This is a genomic window from Morganella morganii (genome assembly GCF_041099235.1).
GTDB classification, from domain to species: domain Bacteria; phylum Pseudomonadota; class Gammaproteobacteria; order Enterobacterales; family Enterobacteriaceae; genus Morganella; species Morganella morganii_E.
Map to the genome: position 1 here is coordinate 131,016 of NZ_JBFZSO010000004.1, position 12,861 is coordinate 143,876.

The 12,861-nt window shown below is 53.5% G+C and carries 11 protein-coding genes; 2 read left to right on the plus strand and 9 right to left on the minus strand.

All coding sequences use genetic code 11. The annotated features are described in order from the left end of the window. Positions 1–148: 148 nt before the first annotated feature. Positions 149–862 (minus strand): acid phosphatase AphA, encoded by a 714-nt coding sequence (gene aphA / locus AB7038_RS09050; RefSeq protein WP_368888694.1) that lies wholly within the window; start codon positions 860–862, stop codon positions 149–151. A gap of 276 nt (positions 863–1,138) precedes the next feature. On the opposite strand from aphA, the gene AB7038_RS09055 reads away from it, so the two are divergent. Beyond that, the gene (locus tag AB7038_RS09055) at positions 1,139–1,816 is read left to right on the plus strand and encodes a hydrolase (protein WP_349418385.1); all 678 of its coding nucleotides are present in this window, start codon (positions 1,139–1,141) and stop codon (positions 1,814–1,816) included. A 66-nt stretch (positions 1,817–1,882) separates the two neighbouring features. On the opposite strand, the gene mukB is transcribed toward AB7038_RS09055, so the two are convergent. Genes mukB through cmoM form a run of 4 tightly spaced genes read right to left on the minus strand, consistent with a single transcriptional unit; the run spans position 1,883 to position 9,191 of the window. Further along, a complete protein-coding gene (mukB, locus tag AB7038_RS09060) occupies positions 1,883–6,370 on the minus strand; it encodes a chromosome partition protein MukB (RefSeq protein WP_369453165.1) in 4,488 nt (1,495 codons plus the stop codon). Next, positions 6,367–7,104 carry a chromosome partition protein MukE gene (gene mukE / locus AB7038_RS09065; protein ID WP_072870915.1) on the minus strand — a complete coding sequence of 246 codons (738 nt, stop codon included), beginning with the start codon at positions 7,102–7,104 and terminating at the stop codon, positions 6,367–6,369. Before mukE ends, mukB begins: the two co-directional genes overlap by 4 nt. After that, positions 7,085–8,410, minus strand: coding sequence for a chromosome partition protein MukF (gene mukF, locus AB7038_RS09070; RefSeq protein WP_368888697.1), 1,326 nt, complete (start codon positions 8,408–8,410; stop codon positions 7,085–7,087). Before mukF ends, mukE begins: the two co-directional genes overlap by 20 nt. Beyond that, a complete protein-coding gene (cmoM, locus tag AB7038_RS09075) occupies positions 8,403–9,191 on the minus strand; it encodes a tRNA uridine 5-oxyacetic acid(34) methyltransferase CmoM (protein WP_004235834.1) in 789 nt (262 codons plus the stop codon). The genes mukF and cmoM overlap by 8 nt, the downstream gene beginning before the upstream one ends. 209 nt (positions 9,192–9,400) lie before the next feature. Here cmoM and elyC point away from each other — a divergent pair, with 209 nt between their 5' ends. Next, the gene (gene elyC, locus AB7038_RS09080; RefSeq protein ID WP_369453166.1) at positions 9,401–10,204 is read left to right on the plus strand and encodes an envelope biogenesis factor ElyC; all 804 of its coding nucleotides are present in this window, start codon (positions 9,401–9,403) and stop codon (positions 10,202–10,204) included. A gap of 59 nt (positions 10,205–10,263) precedes the next feature. Here elyC and kdsB read toward each other — a convergent pair whose 3' ends face one another. The 4 genes from kdsB to lpxK all read right to left on the minus strand — a co-directional run bounded on the left by kdsB (position 10,264) and on the right by lpxK (position 12,861). Beyond that, the gene (kdsB, locus tag AB7038_RS09085) at positions 10,264–11,013 is read right to left on the minus strand and encodes a 3-deoxy-manno-octulosonate cytidylyltransferase (protein WP_369453167.1); all 750 of its coding nucleotides are present in this window, start codon (positions 11,011–11,013) and stop codon (positions 10,264–10,266) included. A 5-nt stretch (positions 11,014–11,018) separates the two neighbouring features. Then, a complete protein-coding gene (locus AB7038_RS09090; protein WP_004235830.1) occupies positions 11,019–11,195 on the minus strand; it encodes a Trm112 family protein in 177 nt (58 codons plus the stop codon). A gap of 106 nt (positions 11,196–11,301) precedes the next feature. Continuing rightward, positions 11,302–11,517: a cold-shock protein gene (locus AB7038_RS09095; protein ID WP_024474051.1), complete on the minus strand. Its 216-nt coding sequence runs from the start codon at positions 11,515–11,517 to the stop codon at positions 11,302–11,304. A gap of 360 nt (positions 11,518–11,877) precedes the next feature. Beyond that, a complete protein-coding gene (gene lpxK / locus AB7038_RS09100; RefSeq protein WP_368888699.1) occupies positions 11,878–12,861 on the minus strand; it encodes a tetraacyldisaccharide 4'-kinase in 984 nt (327 codons plus the stop codon).

Consider the following 12,861-nt stretch of genomic DNA (forward strand, 5'->3'; position numbering starts at 1 on the left):
TGCACTAATTACACAAACGCATGTATCGGGTGTGATGTAATACATCTCATTCTCTGCTTTTTATCCGGATAAGCAGCGCGGATACCCGGCAATACAGACAAAAAACTCCGCCGGATGACGGAGTTGTTATATGACGGACAGGTTATAATTAATATTCGGAATTAATAACCACTTCCTCACCGAACTGACCGGCTTTCGGCAGTGGTTGATACGAGGAGTTTGATGCGCGTAATACCCGTATACCCCGGATATTCAGTTCCCGTGCTGCGGCAATATCGGCATCCGCATCACCGTAATAAATTTTCAGCTTGTGATCACGCATCCAGCTGACTTTATTATTCTGCCCTTCCTCGTCACCGGCAAAAATAACCGGGTTCATTTTATCCGCCGGAATACGCAGCCCTTCCTGTACATATTGGGTGACTGTTTCTGTTTTGGTTTTACTGCGCCCGGTGATGAAATAAACGGTATCGCCACGTTTCAGGTGCATCTGAACCAGTTCCGTACCGGATTTCTTCGGCATACTGAATTTATCCCACTCATTATTCATTTTTTCCCAGAATTCCGGGTTTTTCAGATAACTGTAGTCGTTCGGGGAGTATTCCAGTTTACCGCGGTAAAAACCCGGGCTTGAGAATAAGACAGTGTCATCAATATCAAAGCCCACCGCCATCGGCGGCTGCCCTTTCAGGCTTTCTTCAATCTGTTCAACCGAAATCCAGTGAATGGCATGCTGTTCTGCCAGCTGAGCAGCAGTCACGCCGTCACTGATTTTTTCCGGCATGTACACTTTGGCATCAGCCACACTGTTGAGGCTCAGAGCGAGTGCCAGAGCACTCAGGGTGAGGGTCAGTTTACGCATTGTATATCCTTAATTTTCTGTGTCGATCACGCGGAGTGAAAATCTAACCATTACGGTTTCATATTAACGTTATTCAGATCACACTGTGAGGAATCCCGCCACGTTATACCGGCTGACTGCCGCCTGATTGTTCTGAATTCAGAACATTGTTTATCAATATCCGCACTACTCAGACTTTCGCTTATGGATTAATTTTAATCCGCACAACAGGGAGTCTGGTAAACACCCTGTTTAAACAAAAATAACGTTCAAATTATCATAAACGAGGGTCTTAAAATGAGTATTCCGGCAAACTTTAATGGTCAGCGTCCTGTTATTAATCCTGATGATGCACTGATGCTGTTAATCGATCATCAGAGCGGACTGTTCCAGACTGTCGGCGATATGCCGATGACGGAATTACGCGCCAGAGCCGCCGTGCTGGCAAAAATGGCAACACTCGCCAATATCCCGGTGATCACCACCGCCTCAGTTCCGCAGGGCCCGAATGGCCCGCTGATCCCGGAAATTCATCAGAATGCGCCGCATGCTCAGTATATTGCGCGTAAAGGTGAAATTAATGCCTGGGATAACCCGGAATTTGTGGCTGCGGTGAAGGCGTCCGGTAAGAAGCAGTTAATCATTGCCGGTACCATTACCAGCGTCTGTATGGCATTCCCGGCGATCAGCGCCGTGGCTGACGGTTATCAGGTGTTTGCGGTAATTGATGCTTCCGGTACTTACACCAAGATGGCACAGGAAATCACGCTGGCACGCGTTGTTCAGGCCGGTGTGGTGCCGATGGATACTGCAGCAGTGGCTTCTGAACTGCAAAAAACCTGGAACCGTGCGGATGCGGCAGAATGGGCACAGGCGTACACGCAGATTTTCCCGGCCTATCAGTTACTGATTGAGAGCTATACCAAAGCGCAGGACGTTGTGAATAACAGCGAGATTTTAGATTCACAGCGCTGATATAAAAAAACGGATGAGCACATCGTTGTGCTCATCCGCTTCAGAGAAAAGACCGGGAGGGAGAAATTAATCCTGCTCTTCTTCCCCGTCATCCTCCTCTTCCGTCACCGGTTCAGGCAGTGCTTCCGGTGCCGGAGTCGGTTCCGGCTGGCCAAAGCCGCGCAGTCCCACCACATGCACATGTTCCTGGTTATTAAAGACTTTACGCACCAGTTTATACGTTGTGCCTTTCTCCGGACTGATATTTTCCGGTGCCGCAATAATCAGCTGCATCTGCAAGCGATCGCACAGCTCAAACAGGGTGGCGATAGACTTCGCATCCAGACGCGCTGCTTCATCCAGGAACAGCAGACGGCACGGCGAAATATCTTTGCTGCGCAGACGGCGGGATTCTTCTTCCCAGCTCTGCACCACCATCACCAGAATGGACATCCCGGTACCAATCGCCTCACCGGTGGATAACGCGCCGCTCTCGGCTTTCAGCCAGCCGTCAGAACCACGGTTGACTTCCACTTCCAGCTCGAGATAGTTACGGTAATCCAGCAGTTCCTCACCGATGGTCTGCGGCAGACGCTGCCCCATATCCACCTGCGGGTTCAGGCGCTGATAGAGTTTTGCCATCGCTTCAGAGAAGGTCAGACGCTGGCTGGCGAACAGATCCTGATGCTGCTCGTGCTCTTCGGACAGCACATCCAGCAGTATCGCGTGGCTTTCACGGATATTCACATTCAGACGCACCCCTTTGACCTGACCGAATGCCACGGCCTGCAGGCCCTGGTTAAGCATGCGGATACGGTTCTGTTCGCGCTGAATAGTTTTGCGGATGATATTGGCCACACTTTTCGAGCTGATCGCCAGTTTCTGTTCACGGGCGGTCAGTTCGTCGGTCAGGCGCGCCAGCTCGATTTCCATCTGTTCAATAGCATCGATCGGATCATCGGTTTTGATAATATCCTGGCGGATACGTTCACGCAGATGGCGGTACACTTCGATAAAGAACTGTACTTTGCGTTCCGGACGCTTCGGATCTTCGGACAGACGCAGTGCATCACGCAGATGTTCATTATCCGCCACGGCCTGGCGCAGTGCCCCGAGAGCTTTATCCGACATAGAACGCAGTGTATCTGCATCTTCATAGGCCAGTTCACGGCGGTGGAGGCGGCGCTCAACACCACTCTCTTTCACCATCCGCATCACCGCACACCAGCCCGCTTTGGCGGTCACGACCTGCTCGCGGATCTGCTGGTAGTCGCGCTCTGCTTTGCGCAGACGTTTTTGCAGGTTATCCATTTCCGACTCACCGATCCCCAGCTGTTTTTCCAGCTGATTGATACGGGCGCGGTTATGGCTGACCTGGTTGTACAGTTCATCACGGCGCACACGGGCGCGCTCTTCCGCATTGGCATCCGCCTGAACACCAATCTCGCTCATTTCGCGCTCAAGTTCACGCAGCATGTCCGATTTGGTTTCATACGAGCTGCGCAGTGAGGCCAGAACCTGATTGAATTCCGCGCATTTGGTCTGCTGCTGGCGCAGCATCTCACGTGTACGTGTACGATCAGACTCCGCGTGTTCCAGACGCTGACGCAGTTTGTCATTAAGATCGGCATTTTCTGTCAGCATGCCGGCTGATCCGCCGTAATTAAAGTGCTGACGGCGCTGCGCGACTTCTTCCAGGGCAAACGCCTGCTGACGGGCCTGCTGCTGAACCTGTTTCGCGTTTTCATAATCGCGGATCAGGGCTTCGTGCTGCTCCGGGTCACTCTGGAGAACAGCAACCATCGGCTCCAGTTTGCGCAGTGCCGCACCGTACTGCTGAATATGACGGGCAGATTCCTGTGCATCCGTCAGTGCATCACGGATCTCATCCGCACGATCTGCCAGTGTTTCATCAAGCAGCAGAGCGGTATTCGGGATCAGGCGGTTAAGGATGCTCAGGTTTTCTTTGATCTGCGCGTACTGCTGACGGGCAACGGCAGTCTGATCCTCAAACTGTGCCAGCTCGCGTTCCAGCTCATTACGGCGCTGATTCAGTGTGCGGATTTCCGCTTCCGGGTCAGCCTCAAAGGCTACCGAGATATTTTTACCGACGAAACGGCTGAATGCCTGATGGGCACGCTGCATTTTCTGGACATCGAAAGAGAGTGTCGCCAGGCGTTCTGCCAGCTCATCCCGTTCATGCTCCAGCACCGCCAGCTGATTTTCCCGCGCCGCGCGACCGAACAACGGCACTGACGGGAAGCGGGAGTAACGCCACTGGCGATCAGTGCTGCGCACCAGCACCGCATGCTCCAGCTCTTCGGTGGTGAAGACGCTGTCATCAAAGGATTGCGGATCCCCTTCAATCAGATAGAGGTCTTCCGGACAATCATCGAGGGCTTCCAGCATCGGACGCACAGCGCTGAGGTCAGGTACCACAATCGCATGACGCGCCGGGCCGTATAACGCAGAGAAATACGGTGCATCGTCAATCGTGATGTCATCATAGATTTCTGACAGCAATACACCGCCGAAACGCTCTGCCAGACCCAGCATACGGCCATCTTCTGCGCCGCTTGGCTGACTGAGCCGTTCAATGTCTTTTTCCAGTTGTGCTTTTTTCAGCGCGATTTCATCACGCTCAACAGTCACTTCGCGCTCACGCTCCAGTAACTGCTGCATGTATTCCGTGACATCATTGGCGCTGGTGAACGTCTCATGAGACTGCTCACACAGTTGCGTCAGGGCTTCCTGCGCCGCCAGCCACGCCGGGGCTTTGACGGTCAGGGACTGGATCTGCTGTTTCAGCTGTTCAGTCTGCTGACGCATTTCCATGCGGCGTTCGCCGCTTTCACTGACACTGACACTCAGGCTTTCCTGCTGCGCCTCAAGGGTCATCAGCATCTCATCCAGCCCGTCCGCCTCAATCTGCTGCCCGATGCGTTTGCAGAAATCATCCAGCGATTTCTGTGCATTGTGCTGGCTGTGCAGACGCTGTTCCAGTTCAGATAACTGCTGGCGCAGCGGCTGGACACGATCGGCCATCATCTGCTGTGACGGCAGGTCGCGCAGTAATTCACGGGCGGTCTGGTAAGCTTCGCTGCGGCTGACTTCCCCCACCACCGATTTCACCAGTTCATACGCCTGAGAGAACTGACTGTGTGCGGCCTGTGCCACACTCATTTTCTGCTCAAGTACTAACAGGGATTCGGTTGCCTGCTCTTCGCGGGCGCGGAAGGTTTCCAGCCATTCATCCAGTGAATCAATATCCAGCTGCGGCAGCTGACACACTGCTTTGGCACGTTCCAGCGCCTGTAATGCCTGCTGATACTGAATCGCGCGGGTCTGCTGAACATCCAGTGCCTGCTGGTAATCGGCCAGCTGGCTTTTCAGCTCATCCACTTCCTCTTCCGCAACATGGTTGCGTTCTTCATATTCCGCCAGTTGTTCTGCGGCTTCTTCCGCCACTTCAGTTTGTTCTTCCAGGCGGAATGTCAGCTCTTCGACATCAGCCTGATAGCGGTCAATTTTTTCCTGCTGACGCATGGCTGTCTGTACCAGCGTCAGATGATCACTGGCCGCCTGGTAATCCGTTTCCAGATCGGCGGATGAGGCCGTCTGCTCCGCCAGCTCACGGGACATTTCCACCTGACGGTACTGTTCGCTGATCAGCTGTTTGCGGCTGCCGAGCAATTCACGGCGTACATTCAGCGCCTGATCGATATGCACACGTCGCTCATTGGCATGACGCATATAATCCGCAGAAACATACGCGGTCGCTTCGGTGATCAGGTGTTTGAACAGATCGCGGTCAGACTGGGTAACACGGATAGCTTCCAGTGTGATCCGGTTTTCGCGCAGCGCCCCTTCCATGTCCTGGAAGGCTTTGCGCACCCCGCTGTTCTCCGGCAGTAAATAGTCACGCAGGGAACGGGTGATGGCGCTGGAGATACCGCCGTAGAGTGAGGCTTCGATCAGGCGGTAGAATTTGCTGCGGTCGCCCGCAGAACGCAGACGTTTCGGGATAACGCCCAGTTCGAACAGAACCGAATGGTAATCGGTAATCGAGTTAAACTGTTTGAAATGCACACCTTCGATTTCATCCAGGCGGGCTTTCAGGTCATTCAGCGGCAGAACCCGCACCTGGCGTTCACTCAGCTGTTCGCTGACAATTTGTGTCGGGGAGTACTGTGTCGGTAATCCCTGAATCATAAAGGATTTGATATCGACTTTTTTATCACGTCCGGCAATCTGCTGAAGACGCACACCCACCAGCACGCGCTGATGACGGGAGTTCACCACGTCCAGCATGGCGTAGCACACGCCCGGACGCAGTTTACCGTGCAGACCTTTATCACGGGAACCGGATGTTGCCCCGGCTTCCGTGGTGTTACGGAAGTGCAGCAGGGTTAAATCCGGGATCATAGCGGTAATAAAAGCCGCCATGGTAGTGGACTTACCGGCACCGTTGCCGCCGGACAAGGTGGTGACCAGCTCATCCAGATCAAAAGTGCGCGCAAAAAAGCCGTTCCAGTTGACTAACGTGAGCGAGCGGAATTTACCACGTTCAATCATTCTTCATCCTCCGCTTCATCCGTCGCGTTGTCATTATCAGATTCTTCATTATCATCGTCCTGATCTTCAGGGCGCGGGTGTTTTTCTTCTTCCGCAAGAGACTGAGCCTCACCGTCACGGATAAGACGCAGCTGCGCCTCACGCGGATCATCCCCGCTGCGGACATCTGCACCGAAGCGGAAAACGGATTCGGCAATCACAAACTGGCTGTTATCCGCAGAGACAAACGTGATCATGCCCAGGCGGCGCAGGCGATTCAGCGCACCACGGGTTTTTTCCAGTAATTTCTGTTTGTCCAGATCAGAGCCGGTGGAGCGGTTATTCACCACTTTCAGTAATTTGGCTTCATCCGCCAGTGACAGCAGTTCCTCATAGAGTTCTGCCGTGGAGAAAATACCCTGGTTGGCCAGGCGTTCCGGGCTGAGGTACAGATAGCACAGCACCTTGCCAACCAGCATTTCCAGTTCGGATAATACCGAGCGCGGGATCAGCGTAGTGGAACGCGGACGCAGATAGAAGAACCCTTCCGGTGCACGGACCAGTTCCACGTTATAACGGGCGTAAAAGCCTTCCAGTTCATCCTGGAAATCCATCAGAAAGGCATGATTATCCAGATCATCCACGCCGATATGGCGGCCTGCGCGTAACTGGCTGTCAAGTTCCGGAAAAAGGTTATTGGCAAGTGCCTGAGCCAGCTTTGCTGACATAAAGTGTTCAATATGTGTCGATGACATGTGCCTGCACCTTCGCTCCGTATTCATTAATTACTGACCATTCCGCCGGGATGCCTGAGAAATCAGCATCAGCCACCCCGAGGCGGACAGCCTGATCCACGATAATCCGTGCCACATCGAACTGGCGGCTGCGCGGATATTTCGCGAGGTAATCACGCAGAACCGCGCCCAGATCCAGCGGCTTCGCCTGTGCTTTATACACAGCCAGCGCAGTTTCCATCATGGCGGCAAGCTCTTCGTTGACCTCGCTGAACTCTTCATATTCCAGATCCGGCGGTAATTCCCCGGTCACTTCGTCATCACGCAGTGCCATCTCTTCGTCACGCATATCCAGCAGGCGCTCCGCATTAGCCACATTAAGGGCCCACGGCGAGTCAAAATAATGCTGAACAGAATGGCGCAGACGCTGCGAGAAAATACGGTTTTTATCCATATCGATAGCGGTACGGATAAATTTATGGACATGGCGGTCATAACCAATCCATAAATCAATAGATTGCTGGCCCCAGCTGATAATGCGGTCGAGCTTGGCCTGCAGATCAAAAATCAGTTTATCCACCAGTTCGGATCCGGTGGCGGCACTCATATTGGCATCCTGGATGCGCAGCAGATTCGCCTGTAATTTGTCACCGGCGGCTTCGAGCGTATCCTGCAGTTCCCGCAGTGTGAGAGAAGTTTCTGACAGCAACTGTTCACAGTTGGCAATCGCGGCCTGCCAGTCCTGATTCAGCAGCTTGGCTATATCGTCTTTGACGCCGTTTTGCTGCTCATCCATAACGCGCTGCGACATATCAATGCTGTCAAAAATCTCCGCCACAGAATATTTCAGCGGGGCAAACACATTACGGTGCCAGTGAAATTCATCCCCGCCCTCTTCGGCAGAATCTGCCGCGCGGCTCAGTTCACCGGCCACAATCGAGAGCTGCATGGATAAACGCAGTGAAGAAAATTCACGCTGGCGGATGTAATAATCACTGATGCCGATCCCGAGCGGGGTCAGCCGGTAAATCGCATTACCCTCAAAGATATCACTGGTAAAGCGGTTAAATATTTTCTGGCGCACCATATCGTTGATGGCATTGTTCGCGCGGACCGCGACAGATTCCGTTGTCTGTTCAAAGCCTTTGCAGACTTCGCGGAAGGCATCCACCAGTTCCCCCTCGCTCATTTCACCGTCAATGCGCTCACTGTTGAGCACCGCAACTGACAGTAAAAAGGCCAGCCGTTCCGGCGGCAGCGCGATGGAGAAATCATTCTTTCGCGCCCATGCCACGAGTTCCGGGACTGTTTGGGTAAACTCACTCATTGTCCATCCTTCTGATCGGTTTTCGTGCCATAACGTGAATATAGCGGCCTAAGCTGATATAAGGCTCCTGACGGCAGTAGCGTTGCTCCAGTGCCAGCAGCGCCGGGAAATCACGGTTTTGTAACTGGCGGCTCTGCAGATAATCATGGAAAACCCGCACGCCGGTTTTTGCCTCAATCGTCAGACGGCAATCATCCAGCCACTGATAAACCTGTTCCGGCATAAGGGGATTCTGCGGCGATAACGAACGCTTGCGGCGGCGCTGAATTTCCGGGGTTGCCAGATGAAAATTGCCTAATATCGCATTTCGCATCACAAGTCCGTTCGCATTGTAAAACATTAACGATAATGCACCACCGCCCGCTATTATAGCGGTCAGTGCTTCAATTGCACCTTTTTGATCTGTGATCCACTCCAAAACGGCATGAAATAATACCAGATCAAACGCCCCTTCAGTGTGAAGTGCGATATCCTGTGCCGCACAATGAATAAAGGACATATTTTCTGCCACGCCGTCATCCAGTGCGGCCTGTTGTGCGCGGGCAATCATCTCTTCTGACAGGTCGCACAATACCACCTGATGCCCCAGTGCAGCCAGACGGCGGGAGAAGAAACCGTCACCGCCGCCCGCATCCAGAATACGCAGCGGACCCGGTTTCAGCCGGGTCAGTAAGGCATCCAGATCCTGCCAGACCACCGCTTCGCGGATTTGCCCTTTTGTTGTGCCATAGATATTGCGGGTGAATTTCTCCGCGATATCGTCAAAATTACGATCAACCATGAAAACCTGTGTTCAGTTCCGGGGGATATTTCGGGTCAGTCTGCGGCGGTTTCCCGCGCAATCCGGCTATCTTCAATTGTATTGCCGGGCAGAGCAGTGCAATATGCAAAGTCGGTAACTATTGTGTCACAGACGTGTTTAATGTCACCCGATTTGTGCAGACTCCTGCCGTTAACCGGTGATAAATCAATCATATTTAAGGTGCGCTCATGCTGTTTGCCCTGAAAAAATACCTCGGCGGTTTTCTGATGCCGCTGCCGTTTATGCTCCTGCTGATCCTGGCCGGATTACTGCTGCTGTGGTTTTCCCGCCGGCAGAGAACCGGCAAAACCCTGATCACCGCGGGCTGGCTCGGTCTGGTGCTGCTCAGCCTGCAGCCGGTGGCAGATGCCCTGCTGCTGACAACAGAAAAACCGTATGAAAAACGCTATGAGCTCATCACCCCGCAGGAGGTTCAGCACCAGGAACTGCGCTATATTGTTGTGCTCGGCGGCGGCTTTACCTATAACCCTGAATGGTCACCGTCCGCCAACCTGATCAGTAACAGTCTGCCGCGCGTCACGGAAGGCGTGCGCCTCGCGCTGCTTTATCCGCAGGCGACGCTGATTTTCACCGGCGGGCCGGGCGCAAACAGTATCAGCAGTGCAGAGGCCGCAGCGCAAGTTGCGCAGTCACTGGGGATCCCGGCTGAACGCACACTGCCGCTGGTGTTGCCGAAAGACACAGAAGAGGAAGCTGCCGAAGTGAAAAAAGTGGTGGGTGACGTGCCTTTCCTGCTGGTGACCTCCGCTAACCATATGGCCCGCGCCAAGGCCTTCTTTGATGCGCGCGGCCTGCATCCGATCCCGGCGCCGGCGAACCAGCTGGCGGTTACCACCCCGCTGCACAGTTGGGAGAAAACCATTCCTTCCGCGTACTATTTATCACACAGTGAGCGGGTCTGGTATGAAGGGCTGGGGCGGCTCTGGCAGTCAGTGAAAACGTCAGATTCAGATAATGAAGGACAGGAATAGAAGACAACAAAAACGCGGGTTCAGAAATGACCCGCGTTTTTGTTTATAACTGATATCTCTCAGCGGGCGGCAAACAATCTGCGCACGGTTTCAAGATCTTCCGGGGTATCAACACCGGTGCCCGGTGCTTCGGATGCCTCCGCGACATGAATTTTTTCACCGTACCAGAGTACACGCAGCTGCTCGAGCATCTCGATTTTCTCCAGCGGGCTGGTTTCCCACTGAATATAGCGGCGGATAAACCCGGCGCGGTAGGCGTAAATCCCGATATGGCGCAGGAAATTATCACCGGCGCTGTCACGGTTGTGCATGAAACGCTCGCGATCCCACGGAATGGTGGCACGGGAGAAATAGAGCGCATAGCCCTGTTTATCCATCACCACTTTCACCGCATTCGGGTTAAAGGCTTCTTCCGCTGAGGTGATTTTTACCGCCAGGGTGGCCATACCGGCTTCGCTGGCTGCCAGATTTTCAGCAACCTGCGCAATAATACTGTCAGGGATTAACGGCTCATCCCCCTGAACATTCACGATAATCTCATCATCAGCGAACCGGTAGTGATCAATCACTTCCGCCAGGCGCTCGGTCCCGGACTGATGATCTTCGCGCGTCATACAGGCTTCGCCGCCCTCTGCGATCACGGCATCAAATACCGCCTGAGTGTCAGTGGCGACAATGACTCTCGCAGCGCCGGAACGTCTTGCCTGCTCCATCACACGGACAATCATCGGCTTGCCGCAGATATCCGCCAGCGGTTTACCGGGCAGACGCGTGGAGGCATAACGCGCGGGAATGATAACTGTAAACATGGAGATTATCCTTCTGAGACCGGCAATTCGCGGGCTTCATTCTCTAATAAGACAGGGATATCGTCACGGACGGGATAGGCCAGACGGCAGCCTTTGCAGATGAGTTCGAGATTTTGCTTGTCGTAGCTGAGTTTGCCGTGGCAAACAGGGCAGGCCACGATTTCGAGTAAACGGTGATCCATACGTCCCCCAATGAGATAAAAACGTTGGCTCAGAATAACATAAGCCCGGTCTCACCGTTAACTCTGTTGTTGCGATATCACAGAGATAATCGCGTTTTTACCCATATTACAGCGCGATCACATCGTTCGCTGCAATACCATAACTGCCGCGGGTCAGAGAGAATTCCACTTCCTGCCCTTCGCACAGTAATTTGTTACGGGAATTGGCGATCCCGTTACGGGTTACCCGGATATCGTCGCCGCCGTTAACCGGGGAGATGAAACCGTAACCTTCTTTCGCGTCATACCATTTAACGCGGCCAAGTTGTAATTGTTTAGACATAGTATTAACTCCTTTTATATCACCAGGAATGGTATACACCCCATCGCTGGTTATGTCTGCTCCGGCCGGGCAACACGGGTGCTCTCTTTGCGAACAGCCACCCGGTAATGAGCAAAACATTATAGTTATTATTTTTTATTCTGATTTGCAGCCGGTCAGACACCTGCTGCAAAACATACCGTTTATCCGCGGGATCCGGTCATCCGCACCACAAGATTAACAAGGTGGTGTGAAAAAATTATGACAGCGGGATCAGAATATGTGTTGACACGCGGATTGGCTGCACAGTGAGATATGAAATACATCACAGAAATACAACTTTTTGATTAAGCCATATTCAGATAAAAAGCGCAAGTCCCTTTATGCATTTTTTATGTGAGATATGACTTTATCCAGAATTAAATCGGCGGATTTTGCGGAAATGGCGGCACTGACCGGTAAATACCACCAGTCAGTTGCAGAAAAGGCAAAACATTTCACTGCATCCTTCTCTGTCATCAGGAGTGACTGGCCGGGTTTTATCAGCGCAGAAAGCTGTTCAGGACTGTAAGACTGGTGATCCGGAAACGCAACACACTGCGCAGGTGTCACTCCGAGGGCGTTCAGAGTGGCAAAAAAGCGCGGCGGGTGCCCGATACCGGCCATCGCCACACACTCACCGATATCCGCTGCAGGTTTACGGGTGCCGTCAGACAGATTAACAGCCTCTCCCGGCACCAGCTGCATAGCGGTTTCCCCGGGTTGTGCGGTACCACCGTTGACGATCACCGCATCCACCTGTTTCAGACGTCCTGCCCGTTCCCGCATCGGCCCGGCAGGCAGCCACCAGCCGTTACCGAAACGGCGCTCGCCGTCAATCACCACGATTTCCATATCGCGCTGCAGCGCGTAGTGCTGTAAACCATCATCGGTGATGATCACATCCACGGGTGCATGCTGCAAAATAGCCTCTACCGCAGCCGCCCTGTCAGGCGCGACCGCAACCGGCACACCGGTACGGCGGGCAATCAGAACCGGCTCATCACCGGCCTGTGCCGTCGTTGTCTCTTTCGTGATAAGCAGCGGGTAATGATCCGATTTGCCGCCGTAACCCCGGGAAACCACCCCGGGACGGTATCCCCGGGCCAGCAGTTGCTCTGTCAGCCAGATAACCACCGGTGTTTTGCCGTTACCACCAGCGGTCAGATTACCGACCACCACCACCGGCACCGGCATACGGCGGGATTTTTTCAGGCCGCAGCGGAACAGCAAACGCCGCAGGCCGCTCACCGCCCCGTACAGAAACGAGAGCGGCAGAAGCAGCCAGTAAAGCTTTGAGCGGCCGGACCAAATCTTATCGATCAT

Coding starts and splice junctions, on each gene's coding strand:
- aphA (WP_368888694.1), bottom strand. CDS start 862: ATGCGTAAACTGACCCTCACCCTGAGTGCTCTGGCACTCGCTCTGAGC.
- AB7038_RS09055 (WP_349418385.1), top strand. CDS start 1,139: ATGAGTATTCCGGCAAACTTTAATGGTCAGCGTCCTGTTATTAATCCT.
- mukB (WP_369453165.1), bottom strand. CDS start 6,370: ATGATTGAACGTGGTAAATTCCGCTCGCTCACGTTAGTCAACTGGAAC.
- elyC (WP_369453166.1), top strand. CDS start 9,401: ATGCTGTTTGCCCTGAAAAAATACCTCGGCGGTTTTCTGATGCCGCTG.
- mukE (WP_072870915.1), bottom strand. CDS start 7,104: ATGTCATCGACACATATTGAACACTTTATGTCAGCAAAGCTGGCTCAG.
- lpxK (WP_368888699.1), bottom strand. CDS start 12,861: ATGATCGATAAGATTTGGTCCGGCCGCTCAAAGCTTTACTGGCTGCTT.
- AB7038_RS09095 (WP_024474051.1), bottom strand. CDS start 11,517: ATGTCTAAACAATTACAACTTGGCCGCGTTAAATGGTATGACGCGAAA.
- cmoM (WP_004235834.1), bottom strand. CDS start 9,191: ATGGTTGATCGTAATTTTGACGATATCGCGGAGAAATTCACCCGCAAT.
- kdsB (WP_369453167.1), bottom strand. CDS start 11,013: ATGTTTACAGTTATCATTCCCGCGCGTTATGCCTCCACGCGTCTGCCC.
- mukF (WP_368888697.1), bottom strand. CDS start 8,410: ATGAGTGAGTTTACCCAAACAGTCCCGGAACTCGTGGCATGGGCGCGA.
- AB7038_RS09090 (WP_004235830.1), bottom strand. CDS start 11,195: ATGGATCACCGTTTACTCGAAATCGTGGCCTGCCCTGTTTGCCACGGC.